We start from the raw sequence: 20,937 nt of genomic DNA on the forward strand, positions 1-20,937 counted from the left end.
AGGCCAAGGACATGGGCGGGATGATTGCCGCGCCGGACCGTGACCCGTTTGCCTTTTGAATTGCAACCTCAATTATCGCACTGCAACACACACAAAATGCAGCGCCGCCGAAAAAAACTCCGGCGGGTGCGATAATCAGTGGTTTTACGGCGCCATGCAGTTGCAAAACTGCGGACTTTTGCGTCGATCTCCTCCCGGGCTGACCCGTCTTGGCAACCGAACAAGAACTCTCCGATTTCCTCAAAAGCGTAGAAAAGCGCGCATTCAAGCGCTCGGTCTACCACGTTCGCAACGAGGAAGCGGCGCTGGACATTGTGCAAGACAGCATGCTCAAGCTGGCTGAGCACTACGGCGACAAGCCGGCAAGCGAATTACCCATGCTGTTCCAGCGGATTCTTTCCAACTGCACCCTGGACTGGTTCCGGCGCCAGAAGACGCGCAATGCACTGTTTTCGAGCATGAGCGACTTCGAGGGCCCGGGCGAAGATGGCACGGATTTTGATCTACTCGAAGCGTATTCAGGAACAGAGGACGGGGACAAGGCCGAAAGCGCGGAAGACCTGACCCGTCGCGCCCAGATATTCCAGGGCATTGAGGAAGAAATTGCCGAATTGCCTCCGCGTCAACGGGAAGCGTTCCTGATGCGTTACTGGGAGGAAATGGACGTCGCAGAGACAGCCGCCGCCATGGGCTGCTCTGAAGGCAGTGTCAAAACCCACTGTTTTCGCGCCATACAAACCCTCAGCAAGGCACTGAAGGCCAAAGGAATCGAGCCATGAATAACACTGCACAGACACCATCGACCCAAGCTGAAGCAGCCGCAGAGCGCTTCGCGCTGCGCGTCACGGCCCGACTGTCCAGCGGGACCGAGGCTCTGCCCTACGACATTTCTGAGCGACTGCGTGCCTCGCGCATGCAGGCCTTGGCCAAACGCAAGGTCACCGTGCCGGTGCGCCGTACGGCGCCGGCTGCCGTAGTGGTCAACGCAGGCAACACCGCCACCCTGGGGCGTGGCGGCGAAGGCGGCGGCTGGTGGAATGCCCTGGTTTCGGCTGTTCCGCTGCTGGCCTTGGTGGTGGGCCTGGTGGTCATCAACATTGCCCAGGACGAACGCGCCGCCAATGACGTGGCCGAAGTTGATGCCGCGTTGCTGACCGACGACCTGCCGCCTGCCGCCTACTCGGACCCAGGCTTCGTACAATTCCTCAAGACTTCCGCGCAGTCGAACTGACTGCCTGACTCTGGACTGCATGCACCCAAGCCCCACCGAAGCCCCCTCCACGCCGCCAGCCTTTGTGCTGGCATTGGCGCTTCTGGGCGCCCTCACCGCGGGTGGCTGGCAGGCATGGGTGCAGATGCGCATGGCTCCGAGCACCGTGCTGCAGGCGGGCGCCGAGGCCGCCGTGGCACGCCCCAACAATGCCCGTGCGGACTTGTCTGCCGTCAACTTGCGTCCCGCCACTGAATCGGGACCGGGCTGGGGCACGCTCAACACAGCACAAAAGCTGGCGCTGTATCCGCTGGCAGAGCGCTGGGCGCTGATCAGCGAAGCCCAAAAACGCCGCTGGCTCGATCTGGCCGCCAACTACCCCAACCTTTCGGAAGAGGAACAGCGCAAGTTCCATGACCGCATCACCGACTGGGCGAGCCTGAGCGCCCAGCAACGCAACCAGGCGCGCCTGAACTACGCCGTCACCAAACGCCTGGCCGGCGATGACAAGCGGGCCCAATGGGAGGCCTACCAGGCACTGTCGGACGAAGAGCGCAAGGCCCTGGCTTCCAAGGCAGCCCCCAACCCGCATGGTGCAGCCCCAGCCCTGCGCCCGGTGTCTCCCAAGAAGCTGGTGCAGGTGCCAGCGGCCACCCAGGCCAGCCCTGACCGGCCGAATGCCCCCAAAATTCCACCGGTCGTAGACCATTCGCCCCGCGTTGCAGCACCCGTGCCTGCGCCAGCAACCGTTGCTGCCCCGGCATCCCCAGCGCCAGCGGCCTCCACAGCCGGGGTGGAAACGGCCCCCGTGGCGATCCCCAGCGCGGTGCCGGCTGCGCTCCCCCCTCTGGGCAGCAGCGGCACGGAAGGCGCCAGCTCGCCAACGCCTCCCCCGGTGACCCCTGACACCTCCGGCCTGTATCCTCAGTAGGTTTGCAACCTGCCCCCGGCCCGACGGGCCTGACCTGGAATGTCCGTTTCTCCCCCTCCCCTCACGCCGCAAGCGGCGGCCCCCGCCTCCTTCGGCACCACCCTCGCGGGCGCCCCTACGCCCAATCTGTGGCGGCGCATGGCTTGCTGGCTGTATGAAGGCATGCTCATGTTCGGTGTGGTCTTCATTGCGGGCTACCTGTTCGGCACATTGAGCCAGACCCGGAACGCGATGGACAACCGCCACGCGCTGCAGGCCTTTCTGTTCGTAGTATTCGGCATTTATTTCACCTGGTTCTGGGCCAAAGGACAGACCCTGGCGCAGAAAACCTGGCACATCCGCGTCGTCGGCACCGCCGGTCAACCCATCAGCCAGCCCCGTGCCTTGCTGCGCTATGTCTTGAGCTGGCTGTGGTTTTTGCCGCCTCTGGCGGCGATTGCACCGTTCTCCCTGTCGGGCGGTGAGTCTGCGGTGATCGTGCTGGGCTGGGTGGCCGTCTGGGCGTTGCTCAGCCGCTTCCACCCCACCCGCCAGTTCTGGCACGACGCGCTGGCTGGCACGCGTCTGGTGCACTACGAAATCCCCAAAAAATAAGCGCATGCAACCCTCTTCCACCCCATCGGCAGCCCCCGCCAACCCCCAGAAGGCCCGCACGGGCCTCAACCGCATCTGGCATGCGGCAGGCTATTCCCTGGAAGGACTGCGGGCCGGCTGGAACGAGAAAGCCTTCCGCCAGGAGGCCATCGGGGCCATGGTGCTGCTGCCGCTGTCGCTCTGGCTGGGCCGCAACTGGATGGAAGTGGCCCTGCTGGCGGGCTCCGTGGTCATCGTGATGATTGTGGAACTGCTCAACACCGGCATCGAAACCGCCATCGACCGCATCGGGCCCGAGTGGCATGACCTGTCCAAGCGTGCCAAGGACATGGGCAGTGCGGCAGTTTTGCTGGCTTTGCTGCTGTGCATCGGCATCTGGGCCGCCGCGTTATTTCAGAGGTTTTTCCATGGCTGAACCCGCTTTTTCTGTGTGCGTGTACTGCGGCTCGCGCCCTGGCGACAACCCGGCCTATACCCAGGTTGCGCAAGCGGTGGGCCAATGGATTGGCGCTCACCAGGGGCAACTGGTGTACGGCGGTGGCCGCAGCGGCCTGATGGGCACCGTGGCCGAAGCCACGCGGCTGGCGGGTGGCCGGGTGGTGGGTGTGATCCCGCAGGCGCTGGTGGACAAGGAACTGGCCAACCGACAGTGCGACGAGTTGCACATCGTGCAGACCATGCACGAGCGCAAGGCGATGATGGCCGAGCGCAGCGACGCCTTCCTGGCCCTGCCCGGGGGCATCGGCACGTTTGAAGAACTGTTTGAAGTGTGGACCTGGCGCCAGCTGGGCTACCACGACAAGCCGCTGGGCTTGCTGAACGTGACGGGCTACTACGACGGCCTGCTGGGCTTTCTGCAGACCAGCGTGGCCAGTGGCTTCATGGGCGAGTGGCAGATGGGCCTGCTGCACTCTGGCAGTGACGCCAGCGAGCTGCTGCAATCCCTGGTGGAACAGGCTGGCACCAATGCCCGCCAGATCCCGCTGCGCTCAGTGATCTGACTGCCCGCCAGGCGCTGGCTTGTGCTGGTGCGCCCCACGCCAGCAACCGCAGCTCATGGGCGGCACCGCTGTACAGGCGATGCCTCTTCCTGGATGGCGCCCCCTATGGAAAGGTGGAACACGCCAAGCGGCTCAGAGGGTGACCACCTCAGACCGCAGCGTCATCCAGATCGCCCGTGCGGATGCGCACCGTGCGCTCCACAGCGGTCACAAAAATCTTGCCGTCACCGATCTTGCCCGTGCGCGCCACATTCACGATGGCGTCCACGCAGCGGTCCACATCCTCGGACTTCACGACGACCTCAACTTTCACCTTGGGCAGAAAGTCCACCACGTATTCCGCGCCACGGTACAGCTCGGTGTGGCCCTTCTGGCGGCCAAAACCCTTCACTTCGGTCACGGTGAGGCCAGTCACGCCGCATTCGGCCAGGGCTTCGCGGACTTCTTCGAGCTTGAAGGGCTTGATGACGGCGGTGATCATTTTCATGGCGGGTCTCCTGGAGGATGTAAAAAAGGGGTCTGAAGGCACGGCGCGAACGCGTCACGCCCTGAATTTGCTGGTGATAGGGTAACGCCAGTCCTTGCCGAAGCTGCGGCGCGTGACACGAATCCCTACGGGAGCCTGGCGGCGTTTGTACTCGTTGAGCTTGATAAGCCGTGTCACGCGCTCCACATCGGCGCGCGCAAAGCCGCTGGCAATGATGGATTCGATGGGCTCATCGTTCTCCATATAGCGGGCCACGATGGCGTCCAGCACCTCGTACGGCGGCAGGCTGTCCTGGTCTTTCTGATCGGGCCGCAGTTCAGCGCTGGGCGGGCGGGTGATGATGCGTTCCGGAATGGGGTTGGCACCCGTGCCATACGGGTCGTTGGCATTGCGCCAGCGGGCCAGGTCGAACACCCGGGTCTTGGCCACGTCCTTGATCACCGCAAACCCGCCGGCCATGTCGCCGTACAGCGTGCAGTAGCCGGTGGACATTTCGCTCTTGTTGCCAGTGGTCAGCACGATGGCGCCGAACTTGTTGGACAGCGCCATCAGCAGCGTGCCCCGGATGCGCGCCTGCAGGTTTTCTTCGGTGGTGTCTTCGGGCAAGCCAGCAAACTCGGTGGCCAGCGCGGCCTTGAAGGCCTCGAACTGCGGCTTGATCGAGATCTCGTCGTAGCGCACGCCCATGCGCGTGGCCATGTCGCGCGCGTCGATCCAGCTGATGTCGGCGGTATAGGGCGACGGCATCATCACTGTGCGGACCTTGTCGGCCCCCAGTGCGTCCACCGCAATCGCCAGCACCAGCGCCGAGTCAATGCCGCCCGACAGCCCCAGCAGCGCGCCCGGGAAGCCGTTCTTGCCTACGTAGTCGCGCACGCCCAGAACCAGGGCGTCCCACAGGTCCGCCTCCAGCGTGCGCTCGGGGGCCACCTCTGCTGTAATTTTGATAGCGCCCTGGGCAGATTCGACTATCGCATAGACCAGTTTTTCCACAAAAGCAGGCGCCCGCGCCGCCACCGAGCCATCGGCCGCCAGCGCAAACGACCGGCCTTCAAACACCACCTCGTCCTGTCCACCCACCAGGTGGGCGTAGACCAGCGGCAGGCCCGTCTCGACCACACGCGCGCGCATCGTGGCCTCGCGCTCCGTGCCCTTGCCCAGGTGGAAAGGCGATGCATTAATGACCGCCAGCAGCTGCGCCCCGGCGGCGGCCGTGTCGCGCGCGGGGGTGGCAAACCAGGCGTCTTCGCACACCAGCACGCCCACCTTCACGCCCTCCACCTCGAACACGCAAGGCTTGCTGCCCGGCACGAAGTAGCGCCGCTCGTCAAACACCTGGTAGTTGGGCAGCTCGCGCTTGGCGTACGTCTGCTCGATCTTGCCGTCGCGCACCACGCTGGCGGCGTTGAAGCACACGCTGAAGGCCTGCGCGCCAGGGGCCATGGCCTGCGGGTGGCCCAGCACGATAGCGAGGCCTTTCAACCCCGCAGTCTCGCGGGCCACGGTTTTCACGGCATCATCGCAAGCCGCAATGAAGGCGGGGCGCAGGAACAGGTCTTCGGCCGCATAGCCGCAGATAGCCAGCTCCGGCGTCAGCAACAGGCGGGCCCCCTGGGCATAGGCTTCGCGGGCTGCCGCAATGATCTTTTGGGCGTTGCCGGGCATGTCGCCCACAACAAAGTTGAGCTGCGCAGTGCAAATGGAGAGCGTCATGGAACTGGAATCGGCCCCTGCGGCCGGGTTGAATACCGCCTTTGCAGGCCCGCCATCAAGGGAGCATCACAGGGGCCTGCATGGCTGAAGCTGACATTATCGCCCGCGTGCTCTCCTCCGCGCTGGACGTGGACGCTGCGGCCTGGAACCGCCTGCTGGCGCAGCAAAGCCACCCCACGCCCTTCATGCGGCATGAATACCTGGCGGCGCTGGAAAGCAGCAGCAGCGCCACGCCCCGCACAGGCTGGACGCCCCGCTTCATGACGCTGTGGCAAGGCGACACCCTGGTGGCCGCGTGCCCGCTGTACCTCAAGAGCCATTCGTACGGCGAATACGTCTTCGACTGGGCCTGGGCCAGCGCCTACGAGCAGCATGGCGTGCCCTACTACCCCAAGGCCGTCATCGCCGTGCCCTTCACGCCCGTGCCGGGCAGCCGCCTGCTGGCGCGGGATGCAGCCACGCGGGCCCTGCTGGTGCAGGCGGTGTGCCAGTGGTGCGAGCAAGAGAACGTGTCATCCGTGCACGTGCTGTTTGCCAGCGATGACGATGTGCAGACCAGCGTGCAGCAAGACCTGATGCTGCGGCACACCGTGCAATTTCATTGGAAGAACGAGCCCCCCACGCTGGCTGCTGCGCAAGGGGAGGCGGCCAAGTATGGACAAACCCCGCGCTACCGGGACTTTGACCACTTTCTGGCCAGCCTGTCGCAAGACAAGCGCAAAAAGATCCGCCAGGAGCGCCGCCGCGTGGCCGATGCAGGGGTGACCTTCCGCTGGTCGCTTGGGGCCGACATCAGCACTGCAGACTGGGACTTTTTCTACCGCTGCTACGAGCGCACCTACCTGGAGCACGGCAACCCACCCTACCTCACGCGCGACTTCTTTGCCCGCATGGCCGCGCACATGCCGGAGGCCTGGCTGCTGTTTGTGGGAGAGCGGGACGGGCGGCCTATTGCTAGCAGTTTGATAGCTATCGGCGCATATGAATCTCGCGCTACAGGCCCAAATGACTCTGATTCAGGCTCTGAATCAGGCTATGAACCAAGCTCCGGACTGGTGGCCTACGGCCGCTACTGGGGGGCCCTGGAGCGTGTGGACTGCCTGCATTTCGAGGCCTGTTACTACCAGCCGCTGCAGTGGTGCATCGCCCACGGCGCCGTGCGGTTTGAAGGGGGCGCCCAGGGCGAACATAAGATGGCCCGCGCCCTGCTGCCCGTGCAGGCCACCAGCGCGCACTGGCTGGCGCACCCGGCGTTTGCAGAGGCGGTACAGCGTTTTCTGGACCGCGAAGGGGCCGGGGTGGAGAACTACCTGGAGTCCCTGCACCAGCGCCTGCCGTTCAAGCAAGCGCCGTAAGAACCTCGTCAAAGGGCTCAGAACGATTCCCAATCGTCGTCCCCCGCAGCGCTTGTGACCTTGGGGCGCGGCGCACTGGCCAGAGCAGCAGGCTGCGCAGGCCGGGGTGCCGCAGCCTGGGACGAGCCCGCCAGACGCACCTTGAGTTCCTTGGCCAGCTGGATCACCGCCGTGGCGACCTTTTGCGAAGCGCGGGAGAACGCGGTGTCGTTGGCCAGCTGCTTTTCTGCGTGGTCATAGGCCCCCTGATTGATCATGCGCGCCACCTTGCCCGCCTCCTCGTGGAACTGGCGGTGAGCACCCAACAGGTTCACAAAAGACGGCTTGCCACCGTATTGCGAGCTGCCCGCGCCATGCAGCCATTGGCCCAGTTCGCAGCAGTCGTCGCGGCCCACTGTGTCCGCATCCAGCCGCTCCTTCTGGGTGACGGCGGTGCGCAGCTTGGCGCGCCAGTTGGCGTGTGCCTGGATGGCAGTGTCCAGGTTGATGCCCAGCGCTGCGCCCGCGTTGCCCGAAGGAGCAGCGCCAAGGGCGCGCTGGGACGGCAACGGTGCATAGGCCGGTGCGGTGCCCACGCGCGCCGCTGGAGCAAAGGAAGCACGCTGCGTGCTGCCGCTGGCCGTCTGCGTTGGCGCTGCCCCTTGGGCGCCCAGTTTGAAGAAGGCCACCGTGCTCACCAGGTCCTGCGCCTGGGTGTTGAGGCTGCTGGCGGCTGCGGCCATTTCTTCCACCAGGGCGGCGTTCTGCTGTGTGACCTGGTCCATCTGCGTGACGGCCTCGCCCACCTGGGCCACGCCCTGGCTTTGTTCAGAGCTGGCGGCGCTGATCTCGCCCATCAGGTCCGTCACCCGCTTGATAGCGCCCACCACCTCGGTCATTGTTGCCCCGGCCTGATCGACCAGTGTGGTGCCCGCAGTCACGCGCTCCACGCTGTCATTGATCAGGGCCTTGATCTGCTTGGCTGCGTCGGCCGAGCGGCCCGCCAGGCTGCGCACCTCGGACGCCACGACCGCAAAGCCCCGGCCCTGCTCGCCGGCACGCGCCGCTTCCACGGCCGCGTTCAGCGCGAGGATGTTGGTCTGGAAGGCGATGCCATCGATCACGCCGATGATGTCGGCGATCTTGCTGCTGCTGTCGTGGATGCCCTTCATGGTGTCCACCACCTGGCTCACCACCTCGCCCCCATGCACGGCCACGGCGGACGCACTTTGCGCAAGCTGGTTGGCCTGCCGGGCGTTGTCGGCGTTCTGGCGCACGGTCGAATTGAGCTGCTCCATGGATGCCGCCGTTTCCTGCAGTGCGCTGGCCTGCTGCTCGGTGCGCGCACTCAGGTCGTTGTTGCCCTGGGCGATCTCGGACGATGCCGTGGCCACGTTCTCGGAGCCCGAGCGCACATGCCCCACGATGCGCGACAGGTTCTGCTGCATCTCGTTCAGCGACCGCAGCAGGTGTGCCATCTCATTGCGACTTTCACCCATATCGGGAATGTGGACCGACAGGTTGCCATGGCTGATTTCATCGGCCGCGTGCACAGCCCGCTGCACAGGCCCCACGATGGAGCGCGTGGTCCACAGCGCAAACAAGGCGCCCAGCACCAGCGATGCAACTGCAGCCAGTGCCAGCACCCATTGGCTGGTCACTGCATCCTGGATGATGGTGCCTTCGAACTGGTCGAGCTGCTTGTGCGTGTTGTCTGCCACATCGGCCAGCGATTGCAGGTAGGCGGTGGCCAGCGGCTTGAGGTCGCTGTCGACCAGCGCAAAAACATCCTCGCCCGCCTTCTTGCGGTCCAGCAGCTTAGCGCGGGCATCCACATAAGCCTTGCGGGTGACAGCCACGCGCTCCATCAGCGCCTTTTCGGTCGGGTCGTCCACCAGCGCTTCCAGCTTTTTCTGTGCCTCGCTGGCACGCTGCGACGTGGTGGCCATGTCGGCCGTCAGCGACTGGATATAGCCAGCGTCCGTGGCCTTGAGCGATGCAGAGGCCCGCACCCAGTTCAGGTCGATGGCGGCCTTCCATTCCTGCGCAAGCGCGTTGCGCTCCATCTCGACAGTGGCGATGCGGCTGCTGGCCTCTTTCAGTACTGCCAGCCGCCAGACGCCGGTGGCGGCGATGGCGGCAGTGATCAACAGGATGAGGCCAAAGGCCAGGCTCAGGCGTACTCCGATTTTGAGGTTGTTCATGGACTCTTTCGTGGGACTTGTAGGTTTTTGCCAGCCGCAGGACCCGGGTGTCTGAGGGACGGCGCACTAAAGGAGGGAGCAGCCTTAACCGGGGTCACATTTGCTTTCGAAGCAATTGTATCACTATTTTGATAAAAATGATTTTATCAATTGATAAGCGAAGGCGCTGGCGCGAGGAGGGTCGAACACCCTGCTCTGCGGAAGAGGGAAAGTGGAGCACGTACTGCGAATGCGATAAACAGTACGCAAAAAAGCACGCAAGATCCGTTGCGTGCTTTTGGAGGCTCACCTGCCGAAAGGGGCCGATAGCCCTAGCGGTGCGAGCAGCAGATAAAGTTTATGCCCTGAAAAGGTGCAGAAACCTTACAAACGACCGGTCCCCCTGCTCCAAGTCAAAAACTTTCCCAATCGTCCTCGGCACCTGCGACGACGGGCTGGGCTAATTTGGGGGACGCACCTGCCGATTTGGGTATGGACGGCGCTGCAGGGGCAGACGCTTTTTTGGGAGCAGCCGCAGCGGCAACCTTAGACAGCGGAGTGGAGGCCGCTCTGCCAGACTGTCCGCTCAACGTGGACTGGGTTGCTGTCGCGCCGGGTGCGGGACGCTGGGCCCCATTTGCGGCTCCTCCCGGCACCACAGGCCGTGCCTGATCCGCTGTGAGTTTGAACACGGCCACGGCACCCACCAAAGCCTGTGCCTGATGACTCAAGCTGCTGGCGGCAGCAGCCATTTCCTCGACCAGCGCCGCGTTCTGCTGGGTGACTTGGTCCATCTGCGTGACGGCCTCGCCCACCTGCGACACGCCGGTGCTCTGCTCGCTGCTGGCGGCGCTAATCTCGCCCATGATGTCCGTCACGCGGCGAATGGCGCCGACCACCTCGGTCATGGTGGTGCCAGCCTTGTCCACCAGCTGCGAGCCCTGCTCCACCCGCTCCACGCTGGCGGTGATGAGCGACTTGATCTCCTTGGCTGCTTCGGCGCTACGCTGGGCCAGGTTGCGTACCTCGCCCGCCACCACAGCAAAGCCCCGGCCCTGCTCGCCCGCGCGGGCTGCCTCCACGGCGGCGTTCAGCGCGAGGATGTTGGTCTGGAACGCGATGCCGTCGATGACCGAGATGATGTCGGCGATCTTCTTGCTGCTGTCGTTGATGCCCTTCATGGTGGTCACCACCTTGGCCACCACGTCGCCGCCCTGCCCCGCCACGGTGGATGCACTCATCGCCAGCTGGTTGGCCTGGCGCGCGTTAGCGGCGTTCTGCTTGACGGTGGAACTCAGCTCCTCCATCGACGCTGCGGTTTCCTGCAGCGCGCTGGCCTGCTGCTCGGTACGGATGGACAGGTCGTTGTTGCCCGAAGCGATCTCGGCACTGGCAGACGCCACCCCTTGGGCGTTGCTGCGCACGCCCGACACCACATGCGCCAGGTTATCGCGCATGGTGGTGAGGCCACTGAGCAAATGGGCGATCTCGTCCTTGCCCCGGGCATGGATGGCCACGGTCAGGTCACCTTGGGCTACGGCGTCGGAGATCCGAACTGCATCGCCCAGCGCACGAGAGATCTGTCGGATCATGGCGCCGCCCATCAGCACGGCCAGCGCGATGCCCGCCACCACAGCCGTGACTGCCAACGCGCGGATGGTCTGGTAGCTGGCGGCCGCGCTGTCGTACTCGGCCTTGGCACGGTCCAGCTGCACCTGCATCAGCTGGCCCAGCACCTCCTGCAATGGGTCGATGGCGGGGTACATCTCCTTGGCGGCGAAAGCGGTCAGCGCCGCCACATCGCCCGACTTGAAGTGCCCTGCCAGCACGTCGGTCGCCGCATCGGCCTTGGCCTGCAGCGGCTTGAAGCGCTCAACCAGCTGCGTCTCCTCCGGCACCAGCTGCGTGGCGAGGTAGGCCTTCCAATTGAGATCAATGGCTTTGCGCGCAGCGGCCACCGACTGCAGGCCCTGCGCAGGGGTCAGCGCGCCATCGCGCACCTTGTGGGCTGTGTCCACCACGTTGACGGCGTACATGTCTGCCACCACCTTGATCTGCTTGAGCGGCACCACCCGGTCGTCGTACACCGTTTTGAGCCCGGCATTGGAGTTACCCATGCCATACAACCCCGCCATGCCCACCAGCAGGACCAGCAGGCACAGCGCCGCAAGCAGACCCGCCAGGCGGGTGGAAATCTTGAACTGGTTCATGACAACACTCCTGAGGGAAACGAGACAAGAAGCTGAGCCCAGCTAGTGGCTCCACAGCGGTGAAGAGAAACCTGTGAAAAGCGGATCACGGTGCCAGCGGTGACCGTGGCGCCGAGGCCAAGAGCCAGAACGGCAGAGGACGAAAACCTTGCACGGTACGTCCGATGCTGGGCGTTGAAGGAGGCGGGGTGCAGGAAGCGGTCAAACCACGGCCCATGGCGGAACTCCTGTCGATACCGGCGCAGAAACGAAAACACCCATTTGTGAAAAGGGCCGCGCGCCGTGGCAATGTCGTTCAGCATAGCGCTTTCCGTTACGTTTGCGTACATGTTGCCTCCATGCGCCAGTGCGCTGCAGCTTGATTGGGCAACGGCCCAATGAGCGCACAGCAAACATCGCGCCAGCAGGCAGTTCGGGCGCTCCAACTGCCCCTAGGACCTACCAACACGCCGCCTGGGCACCAAAAGGAAGAAGCACGCAGAAGGTGCCCCCTCTGCGTGCTTCTTTACTTCTGTTTTGATAGCTGTCAGCGCATGTTCCACCTGCGCCTGCAGCCGTTTTGACCTGAACTCTGCATCCAGGGGCCTGTCTGGCCCTCGTCAGAAGCTCTCCCAGTCGTCGTCGTTGCCCCCTGCCTTGGCCGGTGCCGGGCTGGGCGCTGCCGGTTTGGGGGCTGCGGCGCTGGCTGCACTGGCTACAGGGGCCGCTGGCGCTGCGCTGCTGGCCTTGGGCGCTGCCAGGCTGGCGGCGGGTTTGCTGCTGCTGCTCTTGGCGCTGCTGCCCAGGCTGCTGCGGGCCGGGGTTTTGTAGCTGGGCGCTGCAATGGGGGCGCGGGCGGGGGCTGCGCTGGTGCGCGCCGGGCTGTGGCTTGACGTGCTGTTGGCGTCGAGCTTGAACACGGCCACGGCGTTGACCAGTTCGCCAGCCTGGGCGTTCAGGGCGCTGGCAGCTGCGGCCATTTCTTCCACCAGGGCGGCGTTTTGCTGGGTGGCCTGGTCCATCTGGGTGACGGCTTCTCCCACCTGGCCGACTCCTGCGCTTTGTTCGCTGCTGGCGGCGCTGATCTCTCCCATGATGTCGGTCACGCGGCGGATGGCGCTGACGACTTCGGTCATGGTGGCTCCGGCTTTGTCCACCAAGGCGGTGCCTTGTTCCACGCGTTCCACGCTGGCGGTGATGAGGGCTTTGATTTCTTTGGCGGCTTCTGCGCTGCGCCCTGCCAGGTTGCGCACTTCTCCGGCCACCACGGCAAAGCCCCGGCCTTGTTCGCCGGCGCGGGCGGCTTCGACGGCTGCGTTGAGGGCCAGGATGTTGGTCTGGAAGGCGATGCCGTCGATGACGCTGATGATGTCTGCAATCTTGTTGCTGCTGGCGTTGATGCCTTTCATGGTCTCGACCACTTCGGCCACGACGTCTCCGCCTTGCACGGCCACGGTGCTGGCGCTCACGGCCAGCTGGTTGGCGGCGCGCGCGTTGTCGGCGTTCTGGCGCACGGTGGAGCCCAGTTCTTCCATCGACGCTGCCGTCTCTTCCAGGGCACTGGCCTGCTGTTCTGTGCGCGCACTCAGGTCGTTGTTGCCGGAGGCTATCTGCGCGCTGGCTGAGGCTACGCCTTCGGCGTTTTGGCGTACCGTGCTGACGGTGTTGACCAGGCTTTGCTGCATGCGTTGCAGGGCGCTGAGCAGGTGCCCGGTTTCGTCCTTGGACTGCACGACGATCTGGCCGCTCAGGTCGCCACCGGCCACGCGGTCGGCCGCCTCCACCGCCTGTGCCAGGGGGCGGGTGATGGAGCGGATGATGGTGATGGCCAGAAAGATTGCGATGCCGATCGCCAGAGCACCGGCGATGAGCACGTCGCGCTGCAGGGAATCGGCTTCGGCTTCCGCTCGACGGCCCGCCTCCACAGTCACCTGGGCCTGAAACGCCACCTGCTCCTGAATGGTGGCTTGATAAGCCTGCTGCAGCGGGCGCAGCTGCTCTTCCAGCAATTTCAGCGCTTCGTCTTTCTGCCCCTGCTTGACCAGCGCCAGGTATTGGTCCCCCACTTTCAGAAACTCTGCGCGCTGCTTTTCCATGCGCATCAGGATCTCTTTGCCCTTCTCTGAGGTGATCTGGCGCTCCAAGCTCTTGTAGATTTCAGACACCTTGGACCGGGCTTCAACCAAACGATCCTGGGAGGCCTTGATGATTGACTCATTGGAGAAGATCGCGAGGTTTCGATACTGGATGGCCTGCACATTGACACCATCCGCCAGAGCACCCAGCTCTTTGGTAATGGGTATGCGGACATCAATCACGTCCTTGAGCTCAGCGCGCTGACTGGCAGAACGCACCAGACTGACCGCCCCTAACGCAACCAGCAAGAGCACCAAGACGGCAAATGCCACAGTCAGCCGGGTTGAAATCTTGAGCTGATTCATCCTTCTTCTCCTCTGTGTGTTGATCTTGTGTAGTGGGTTGTCACATTACCTGTGCGCCGCGGATCTCACCAGCCCTATTTCGTCACTGCTCAGCAGGGCCTCGATGTCCATCACGATCAGCATGCGTTCGCCCAGGCTGGCAATGCCGGTGACAAAGGCAGGGTCCACATGGCCTTGCCGCTCGAACTGGGGCGTGGGCTTGATGAGGTCGGGGGTGAGCGAGACCACATCGGCCACCGCGTCCACCACCGCCCCCACCAGGGTGGAGCCGATGTCCAGAATGATGACCACGGTGAAGTCGGTGTAGCTGGCTTCAGGGCACTGCAGCTTCACGCGAAGGTCCAGGATGGGGACGATGCGACCGCGCAGGTCGATCACCCCCTTGATGAAGTCGGGCGAATGCGCCAGGCGAGTCGGCCGTTCGTACGAGCGGATTTCCTGCACCCGCAGGATGTCGATGCCATATTCCTCCGCGCCCAGGCGAAAGGTCAGGAATTCACGCGCGGCGGCCGCCGCGCTGGACGCCGGCCCCGGTGTTACAGAGCGAGCGTTGGCAGGGACGGCGGAGTCGACAAAAGCGGTCATGGCACGGGGCTTTCAGGCGGTGGGGGATGCGAGGGACGCCAGAACGCGGAATGCGCAAAAGCTATTCAAAGCATAGCAGTCATAGGTTTCATTTCGTGACATTTTTTGACAATCCCCCACGCCAGTGCAAGGGGACTGAGGCCGCGACCGACCGGGCAATTGGAGAGCTTGCTCCATTTCGCGCCCCGCCCTGGTGCGCAAAAACTGCTACCGTCGCACCACCCGTGTGCCTTGCTTGGCACGCGCCGTTTTGGAACGACGAATCGATGCCCCTCTTCTCCGACCGCAAATCCGCCGCCCCCGACCACATGCCCCCGCCGAGCCTGCCTCTGCTGGCCCTGGAGCTGCGCGCTCCGTGGGAGTTTGGCGCCGTGCTGCCTGCCTGGCCTGTGCTGCAGCGCGCCCCCCTGGGGGACGGACACACGGTCATCGTGTTCCCGGGCCTCACGGCGGGTGACACCACCACCCTGCCCCTGCGCCGCTACCTCGAATCGCGCAACTACAACACGCTGGGCTGGGGCCAGGGCCTGAACCTGGGGCCCCGCGAGGGCGTGCTGGAAAACGCCAAGGCCCAGTTGCAGCAAGCGGCGGATGCCAGCGGCAACAAGGTCAGCCTGGTGGGCTGGAGCCTGGGCGGCATCTACGCCCGCGAGCTGGCCAAGGAAATGCCCGACCTGGTGCGCTGCGTGGTGACACTGGGCACGCCGTTTGCCGGCCCCCACACCTCTACCAACGCATGGCGCATCTACCAGTTCGCCAGCGGCCGCAGCATCGAGCGCGAAACCGAGAACTACAACCTGCCCGAGGCGCCCCCAGTGCCCACCACCAGCATCTACTCGCGCACCGACGGCGTGGTGGCCTGGCGCGGCAGCATCCAGGCGCCCGCCGACCACAACCCCCACACCGAGAACATCGAAGTGGTGGCCAGTCACTTTGGCATCGGCCTGAACCCGAGCGCCTGGTGGGCTGTGGCCGACCGCCTGGGCCAGCCGCACGGCCCGGGCGTGGTGTGGCAACCCTTCCAGCGCCCGCAGCTGCCAGGGCTGCATCTGGTGTATCCCAACCCGCACCGCTGAGAGCAGTACGGAAAAGTCCCCTGCCGTACCTGAATGGACGGCGGATTCCCAAGTGCTACGCAAAAAAACACGCAGAAGGTGTCCCCTCTGCGTGCTTCTTTACTTCTGTTTTGATAGCTGTCAGCGCATGTTCCACCTGCGCCTGCAGCCGTTTTGACCTGAACTCTTCATCCAGGGGCCTGTCTGGCCCTTCTCAGAAGCTCTCCCAGTCGTCGTCGTTGCCCCCTGCCTTGGCCGGTGCCGGGCTGGGCGCTGCCGGTTTGGGGGCTGCGGCGCTGGCTGCTGGGGCCGCTGGTGCTGCGCTGCCGGTCTTGGGCGCTGCCAGGCTGGCGGCGGGTTTGCTGCTGCTGCTCTTGGCGCTGCTGCCCAGGCTGCTGCGGGCCGGGGCTTTGTAGCTGGGCGCTGCAATGGGAGCGCGGGCGGGGGCTGCGCTGGTGCGCGCCGGGCTGTGGCTTGACGTGCTGTTGGCGTCGAGCTTGAACACGGCCACGGCGTTGACCAGTTCGCCAGCCTGGGCGTTCAGGGCGCTGGCAGCTGCGGCCATTTCTTCCACCAGGGCGGCGTTTTGCTGGGTGGCCTGGTCCATCTGGGTGACGGCTTCTCCCACCTGGCCGACTCCTGCGCTTTGTTCGCTGCTGGCGGCGCTGATCTCTCCCATGATGTCGGTCACGCGGCGGATGGCGCTGACGACTTCGGTCATGGTGGCTCCGGCTTTGTCCACCAAGGCGGTGCCTTGTTCCACGCGTTCCACGCTGGCGGTGATGAGGGCTTTGATTTCTTTGGCGGCTTCTGCGCTGCGCCCTGCCAGGTTGCGCACTTCTCCGGCCACCACGGCAAAGCCCCGGCCTTGTTCGCCGGCGCGGGCGGCTTCGACGGCTGCGTTGAGGGCCAGGATGTTGGTCTGGAAGGCGATGCCGTCGATGACGCTGATGATGTCTGCAATCTTGTTGCTGCTGGCGTTGATGCCTTTCATGGTCTCGACCACTTCGGCCACGACGTCTCCGCCTTGCACGGCCACGGTGCTGGCGCTCACGGCCAGCTGGTTGGCGGCGCGCGCGTTGTCGGCGTTCTGGCGCACGGTGGAGCCCAGTTCTTCCATCGAGGCTGCCGTTTCTTCCAGCGCGCTGGCCTGCTGTTCTGTGCGCGCACTCAGGTCGTTGTTGCCGGAGGCGATTTGCGCGCTGGCTGAGGCTACGCCTTCGGCATTGCTGCGCACGCCGGACACCACCCGCGCCAGGTTGGCGCGCATGTCGCCCAGTGCGTTGAGCAGCTGGCCCATTTCATCCTTGCCACCCGAAGGCACTTCGGTCGCCAGGTCGCCATCTGCAATGGCGCGGGCAGCCTGCACAGCATGGTGGGCCGGACGGGTCACGGCGCGGGTGATGGCCACGCCCAGCACGGCGGCCAATGCCACACACAGCGCGAGCGTGCCCAGCACCCAGGCGCGCGCCACGCTGAACACCGTCTTCGCTTCCTCGTTGGCTTGCAAGGCGGCGTCCGCATTGATCTTTTGCAGCTCGCCCAGCGTTTCGGCAGTGGCCACAAAAGCCGACTCTGACTCGCCCGAATACAGCATGCTCAAGGCGTCAGCGGTCAGCTCCATGGTCTCGGCGGTGCTGAAGTCCACGCCCTTGGCAATGTCTGCCAGCTTGTCCTGCAGGGCCACATAGGCCGCCTTGCGGGTCTTGTAGGCGTTGAATACCTCACGTTCCTTGGGCATGTCGATGAGCGGCTCGTAGACCGCCTCGACGCGGCTGAGGTCCTTGTGGCGCGCGGCGACTTGCTCGGCAAACGCCTTGACCTCGGCCGCGCTGCGCGCGCCGACCATGCCCGCCTCGGCACGGCGCATGCGGTTGAGCAGCACGCGCAGCTCGCCCGTTTGCGTGACGCTGGGCAGCAGGTTGGTAGCGATCTCCTCGGCGTTGGCGTGGATGCGGGACATTTGCACCAGCGCAATGGCGCCGAGCAAGGCGGTCAGCAACACGACCGCCAGGAAACCCGCCGCCAGCTTGACGCCAATGCGCAGATCAGAAATTTTCATGAATCACCTCAAAGTACCTCGAAACACCGGGACAGCCGCAGCCATGTAACAAAATGCAGTCTATCAGCGCGCCCAGCCGCACATGGCGCGGCTTTTCCCTACCCTGGCAGGGTGCCGCCCAAAAAAACACGCCACCCGAGATGGATGGCGTGCTTTTATTTTGATAGCATCTGGCGCATATCGCACCAGCGCTACGGGCAGAAATCGCCCAAAGGCTATCAGGCTTGCGACTTCTTGTAGTTGTCGATGCCGTCGGTGATTTCCTTCTTGGCAGCGTCGATGCCTTCCCAGCCCAGCACCTTGACCCACTTGCCCTTTTCCAGGTCCTTGTAGTGCTCAAAGAAGTGGGCGATGGCGTTGCGGCGCATGGCGTTCACATCGTCGATGGTCTTCCAGTGGTCATACATGGGCAGGATCTTGGACGTGGGCACAGCAATCACCTTGCCATCCACACCGGCCTCGTCTTCCATCATCAAGATGCCCAGGGGGCGGCAGGGCACGACCACGCCGGGGAACAGCGGGTAAGGCGTGATCACCAGCACATCCACCGGGTCGCCGTCGCCCGACAGCGTCTGCGGCACATACCCGTAGTTGGTGGGGTAGTGCATGGCGGTGGTCATGAAACGGTCCACAAAAATGGCGCCCGACTCCTTGTCCACTTCGTACTTGATCGGATCGGCGTTCATCGGGATTTCGATGACGACGTTGAAGCTGTCAGGAACGTTCTTGCCTGGGGGGACGTTGTTGAGGGACATGTCTTTGGATAGTGGTTTGTTGACGATAACCCGCGAGGCCTTCGGCACTGATGCAGCGCAACGAAGCGTCGGGATTAACCCTGATTTTAGGCGCACGCCCCTTTCTGCCCGCTTGCAAACCGGCGTTTGCCTGTAAATTGGGTCTGTTGGCCAATCGGCTCCTGCGCGAAACGCATGGGTAGCACGAGGAAGCAACGCAGCGGGGAAACCACCGATGCGTTGGTCCCCCTCCGTGCAACACACCAAGGAGAATTGAATGGCTGCAAGCTCAGCACTGACATCCCCTCTCATCCTCGCCCTCGTTTGCGGGCTCATCGCGGTGGCCTACGGCATCTGGGCCCGGGGCTGGATTCTTTCCAAAGACCCGGGCAACGCCCGCATGCAGGAGATTGCCGCCGCCATCCAGGCGGGCGCAGCCGCTTACCTCGCCCGCCAGTACAAGACCATCGCCCTCGTAGGCGTGGTGCTGGCCGTGCTGATCGGCGTGTTTCTGGACGGCACCACGGCCGTGGGCTTTGTGGTGGGCGCCGTGCTCTCGGGCGCCTGCGGCTTCATCGGCATGAATGTGTCGGTGCGCGCCAACGTGCGCACTGCGCAAGCGGCCACCCACGGCATCGGCCCCGCGCTGGATGTGGCCTTTCGGGGCGGGGCCATCACCGGCATGCTGGTGGTGGGCTTGGGGTTGCTGGGTGTCACGGGCTTTTACTGGTTTCTGGCGGGCAACGGCAACCACACACCCACGGCCCACCTGGCCACCTTGCTCAACCCATTGATCGGCTTTGCGTTCGGCTCGTCGCTGATCTCGATCTTTGCGCGCCTGGGCGGCGGCATCTTCACCAAGGGCGCTGACGTAGGCGCCGACCTGGTGGGCAAGGTGGAGGCCGGCATCCCCGAGGACGACCCGCGCAACCCGGCCGTGATTGCCGACAACGTAGGCGACAACGTGGGCGACTGCGCGGGCATGGCGGCCGACCTGTTCGAGACCTATGCCGTGACGCTGATCGCCACCATGGTGCTGGGCGCCCTGATGGTAGCCACGGCTCAGGTCAATGCCGTGGTCTACCCGCTGGCGCTGGGCGCCGTGTCCATCGTGGCGTCCATCATCGGCTGCTTCTTTGTGAAGGCCTCGCCCGGCATGAAGAACGTGATGCCCGCGCTGTACAAGGGGCTGGCGATTGCGGGCGTGCTGTCACTCATTGCCTTCTACTTCGTCACGCTGTGGATCATGCCGGACAATGCCGTCACGGCCACGGGCTCGCAGCTGCGGCTGTTTGGCGCTTGCGCTACCGGCTTGGTGCTGACGGCCGCACTGGTCTGGATCACCGAGTTTTACACCGGTACGCAATACGCGCCCGTGCGGCACATCGCCCAGGCATCCACCACCGGCCACGGCACCAACATCATTGCGGGCCTGGGCGTGTCGATGCGCTCTACGGCCTGGCCCGTGGTGTTTGTGTGCACCGCCATCATCGTGGCCTACGGCCTGGCCGGCCTGTATGGCATTGCGGTGGCGGCTACGTCCATGCTGAGCATGGCGGGCATTGTGGTGGCGCTGGATGCGTATGGCCCCATCACCGACAACGCGGGCGGCATTGCCGAAATGGCCGAGCTGCCCAGCAGCGTGCGCGACATCACCGACCCGCTGGACGCCGTGGGCAACACCACCAAGGCCGTGACCAAGGGCTACGCCATCGGCTCCGCCGGCCTGGCCGCACTGGTGCTGTTTGCCGACTACACCCACAAGCTGGAAACCTATGGCCGGGCGGTGAGCTTCGACCTGTCAGACCCGATGGTCATCGTCGGCCTGTTCATCGGCGGGCTGATTCCGTACCTGTTCGGCGCCATGGCCATGGAAGCGGTGGGCCGCGCCGCAGGCGCCGTGGTGGTGGAGGTGCGCCGCCAGTTCAGCACCATCAAGGGGATCATGGACGGCACGGGCAAGCCCGAATACGGCAAGGCCGTGGACATGCTGACCACCGCCGCCATCAAGGAAATGGTGATCCCCAGCCTGCTGCCCGTGGTGGTGCCGATTGGGGTGGGCTTGCTGCTGGGCCCGAAGGCGCTGGGGGGCCTGCTGATGGGCACCATCGTCACGGGCCTGTTTGTGGCCATCAGCATGTGCACCGGCGGCGGCGCCTGGGACAACGCCAAGAAGTACATCGAAGACGGCCACCACGGCGGCAAGGGCTCCGAGGCGCACAAGGCCGCCGTGACCGGCGACACCGTGGGTGACCCCTACAAGGACACGGCCGGCCCGGCCATCAACCCGCTGATCAAGATCATCAACATCGTGGCGCTGCTCATCGTGCCGCTGGTGGTCAAGTTCCATGGCGGGTGAATCCACGCCACCGCTAGCAGAAAGGGGCCTCGGGCCCCTTTTTGACGCGTAACATCGCA

General features: G+C 64.5%; 18 protein-coding genes. 9 read left to right on the top strand and 9 right to left on the bottom strand.

All coding sequences use genetic code 11. The features are described from left to right. The first annotated feature begins 209 nt into the window (after nt 1–209). From DNK89_RS04155 to DNK89_RS04180, 6 genes are read left to right on the top strand one after another with little or no spacing between them, the layout of a single operon-like run. A complete protein-coding gene (locus DNK89_RS04155; RefSeq protein WP_015013657.1) occupies nt 210–779 on the top strand; it encodes an RNA polymerase sigma factor in 570 nt (189 codons plus the stop codon). Then, a complete protein-coding gene (locus DNK89_RS04160; protein ID WP_110959000.1) occupies nt 776–1,231 on the top strand; it encodes a DUF3619 family protein in 456 nt (151 codons plus the stop codon). Before DNK89_RS04155 ends, DNK89_RS04160 begins: the two co-directional genes overlap by 4 nt. Before the next feature lie 19 nt (nt 1,232–1,250). Next, nucleotides 1,251–2,141 carry a DUF3106 domain-containing protein gene (locus DNK89_RS04165; RefSeq protein WP_110959001.1) on the top strand — a complete coding sequence of 297 codons (891 nt, stop codon included), beginning with the start codon at nt 1,251–1,253 and terminating at the stop codon, nt 2,139–2,141. Nucleotides 2,142–2,180: 39 nt separating this feature from the next. After that, nucleotides 2,181–2,735, top strand: a complete 555-nt coding sequence (locus tag DNK89_RS04170; RefSeq protein WP_110959002.1) for an RDD family protein — start codon at nt 2,181–2,183, stop codon at nt 2,733–2,735. A gap of 4 nt (nt 2,736–2,739) precedes the next feature. Next, on the top strand, nt 2,740–3,150 hold the full coding sequence (locus tag DNK89_RS04175) for a diacylglycerol kinase (protein ID WP_110959003.1): 411 nt from the start codon (nt 2,740–2,742) through the stop codon (nt 3,148–3,150). Beyond that, the gene (locus DNK89_RS04180; protein ID WP_110959004.1) at nt 3,143–3,736 is read left to right on the top strand and encodes a TIGR00730 family Rossman fold protein; all 594 of its coding nucleotides are present in this window, start codon (nt 3,143–3,145) and stop codon (nt 3,734–3,736) included. Before DNK89_RS04175 ends, DNK89_RS04180 begins: the two co-directional genes overlap by 8 nt. A 148-nt stretch (nt 3,737–3,884) precedes the next feature. Here the strand turns inward: DNK89_RS04180 and DNK89_RS04185 are convergent, their stop codons facing one another. Together DNK89_RS04185 and DNK89_RS04190 are read right to left on the bottom strand one after the other, a co-directional pair. Beyond that, entirely contained in the window at nt 3,885–4,223 is a 339-nt protein-coding gene (locus DNK89_RS04185) for a P-II family nitrogen regulator (protein WP_015013651.1), read from the bottom strand. Between the two features lie 54 nt (nt 4,224–4,277). Next, nucleotides 4,278–5,936, bottom strand: a complete 1,659-nt coding sequence (locus DNK89_RS04190) for an NAD+ synthase (protein ID WP_110959005.1) — start codon at nt 5,934–5,936, stop codon at nt 4,278–4,280. Between the two features lie 80 nt (nt 5,937–6,016). Between DNK89_RS04190 and DNK89_RS04195 the strand changes: the two genes are divergently transcribed. After that, nucleotides 6,017–7,291: a GNAT family N-acetyltransferase gene (locus DNK89_RS04195; protein ID WP_110959006.1), complete on the top strand. Its 1,275-nt coding sequence runs from the start codon at nt 6,017–6,019 to the stop codon at nt 7,289–7,291. Nucleotides 7,292–7,308: 17 nt separating this feature from the next. Here DNK89_RS04195 and DNK89_RS04200 read toward each other — a convergent pair whose 3' ends face one another. From DNK89_RS04200 to DNK89_RS04215, 5 genes are all read right to left on the bottom strand, one after another. Next, nucleotides 7,309–9,474: a methyl-accepting chemotaxis protein gene (locus DNK89_RS04200; RefSeq protein WP_110959007.1), complete on the bottom strand. Its 2,166-nt coding sequence runs from the start codon at nt 9,472–9,474 to the stop codon at nt 7,309–7,311. Between the two features lie 392 nt (nt 9,475–9,866). Next, nucleotides 9,867–11,663 (bottom strand): methyl-accepting chemotaxis protein, encoded by a 1,797-nt coding sequence (locus DNK89_RS04205; protein WP_110959008.1) that lies wholly within the window; start codon nt 11,661–11,663, stop codon nt 9,867–9,869. Next, complete coding sequence (locus DNK89_RS24170) at nt 11,660–11,965, bottom strand: hypothetical protein (RefSeq protein ID WP_153064241.1); 306 nt, start codon at nt 11,963–11,965, stop codon at nt 11,660–11,662. The genes DNK89_RS04205 and DNK89_RS24170 overlap by 4 nt, the downstream gene beginning before the upstream one ends. Before the next feature lie 297 nt (nt 11,966–12,262). Beyond that, on the bottom strand, nt 12,263–14,083 hold the full coding sequence (locus DNK89_RS04210; RefSeq protein ID WP_110959009.1) for a methyl-accepting chemotaxis protein: 1,821 nt from the start codon (nt 14,081–14,083) through the stop codon (nt 12,263–12,265). A gap of 45 nt (nt 14,084–14,128) precedes the next feature. Then, a complete protein-coding gene (locus tag DNK89_RS04215) occupies nt 14,129–14,668 on the bottom strand; it encodes a chemotaxis protein CheW (protein WP_110959010.1) in 540 nt (179 codons plus the stop codon). Between the two features lie 266 nt (nt 14,669–14,934). On the opposite strand from DNK89_RS04215, the gene DNK89_RS04220 reads away from it, so the two are divergent. After that, nucleotides 14,935–15,744, top strand: a complete 810-nt coding sequence (locus tag DNK89_RS04220) for a triacylglycerol lipase (RefSeq protein WP_015013644.1) — start codon at nt 14,935–14,937, stop codon at nt 15,742–15,744. Nucleotides 15,745–15,937: 193 nt separating this feature from the next. Here the strand turns inward: DNK89_RS04220 and DNK89_RS04225 are convergent, their stop codons facing one another. Beyond that, nucleotides 15,938–17,785: a methyl-accepting chemotaxis protein gene (locus tag DNK89_RS04225; protein ID WP_110959011.1), complete on the bottom strand. Its 1,848-nt coding sequence runs from the start codon at nt 17,783–17,785 to the stop codon at nt 15,938–15,940. Between the two features lie 218 nt (nt 17,786–18,003). Beyond that, entirely contained in the window at nt 18,004–18,540 is a 537-nt protein-coding gene (gene ppa, locus DNK89_RS04230) for an inorganic diphosphatase (protein ID WP_015013642.1), read from the bottom strand. A 256-nt stretch (nt 18,541–18,796) separates the two neighbouring features. Here ppa and DNK89_RS04235 point away from each other — a divergent pair, with 256 nt between their 5' ends. Then, nucleotides 18,797–20,878: a sodium-translocating pyrophosphatase gene (locus tag DNK89_RS04235; RefSeq protein ID WP_015013641.1), complete on the top strand. Its 2,082-nt coding sequence runs from the start codon at nt 18,797–18,799 to the stop codon at nt 20,876–20,878. Nucleotides 20,879–20,937 lie beyond the last annotated feature (59 nt).

It is taken from the genome of Acidovorax sp. ST3, assembly GCF_003231145.1.
Taxonomy (GTDB): Bacteria; Pseudomonadota; Gammaproteobacteria; order Burkholderiales; family Burkholderiaceae_C; genus Acidovorax.

Bases quoted from the DNA above. Each gene is read 5' to 3' on its own strand.
- DNK89_RS04220 (WP_015013644.1), top strand. From the start codon at position 14,935: ATGCCCCTCTTCTCCGACCGCAAATCCGCCGCCCCCGACCACATGCCC.
- DNK89_RS04170 (WP_110959002.1), top strand. From the start codon at position 2,181: ATGTCCGTTTCTCCCCCTCCCCTCACGCCGCAAGCGGCGGCCCCCGCC.
- DNK89_RS04195 (WP_110959006.1), top strand. From the start codon at position 6,017: ATGGCTGAAGCTGACATTATCGCCCGCGTGCTCTCCTCCGCGCTGGAC.
- DNK89_RS04185 (WP_015013651.1), bottom strand. From the start codon at position 4,223: ATGAAAATGATCACCGCCGTCATCAAGCCCTTCAAGCTCGAAGAAGTC.
- DNK89_RS04215 (WP_110959010.1), bottom strand. From the start codon at position 14,668: ATGACCGCTTTTGTCGACTCCGCCGTCCCTGCCAACGCTCGCTCTGTA.
- DNK89_RS04160 (WP_110959000.1), top strand. From the start codon at position 776: ATGAATAACACTGCACAGACACCATCGACCCAAGCTGAAGCAGCCGCA.
- ppa (WP_015013642.1), bottom strand. From the start codon at position 18,540: ATGTCCCTCAACAACGTCCCCCCAGGCAAGAACGTTCCTGACAGCTTC.
- DNK89_RS04225 (WP_110959011.1), bottom strand. From the start codon at position 17,785: ATGAAAATTTCTGATCTGCGCATTGGCGTCAAGCTGGCGGCGGGTTTC.
- DNK89_RS04205 (WP_110959008.1), bottom strand. From the start codon at position 11,663: ATGAACCAGTTCAAGATTTCCACCCGCCTGGCGGGTCTGCTTGCGGCG.
- DNK89_RS24170 (WP_153064241.1), bottom strand. From the start codon at position 11,965: ATGCTGAACGACATTGCCACGGCGCGCGGCCCTTTTCACAAATGGGTG.
- DNK89_RS04235 (WP_015013641.1), top strand. From the start codon at position 18,797: ATGGCTGCAAGCTCAGCACTGACATCCCCTCTCATCCTCGCCCTCGTT.
- DNK89_RS04165 (WP_110959001.1), top strand. From the start codon at position 1,251: ATGCACCCAAGCCCCACCGAAGCCCCCTCCACGCCGCCAGCCTTTGTG.
- DNK89_RS04200 (WP_110959007.1), bottom strand. From the start codon at position 9,474: ATGAACAACCTCAAAATCGGAGTACGCCTGAGCCTGGCCTTTGGCCTC.
- DNK89_RS04210 (WP_110959009.1), bottom strand. From the start codon at position 14,083: ATGAATCAGCTCAAGATTTCAACCCGGCTGACTGTGGCATTTGCCGTC.
- DNK89_RS04190 (WP_110959005.1), bottom strand. From the start codon at position 5,936: ATGACGCTCTCCATTTGCACTGCGCAGCTCAACTTTGTTGTGGGCGAC.
- DNK89_RS04180 (WP_110959004.1), top strand. From the start codon at position 3,143: ATGGCTGAACCCGCTTTTTCTGTGTGCGTGTACTGCGGCTCGCGCCCT.
- DNK89_RS04175 (WP_110959003.1), top strand. From the start codon at position 2,740: ATGCAACCCTCTTCCACCCCATCGGCAGCCCCCGCCAACCCCCAGAAG.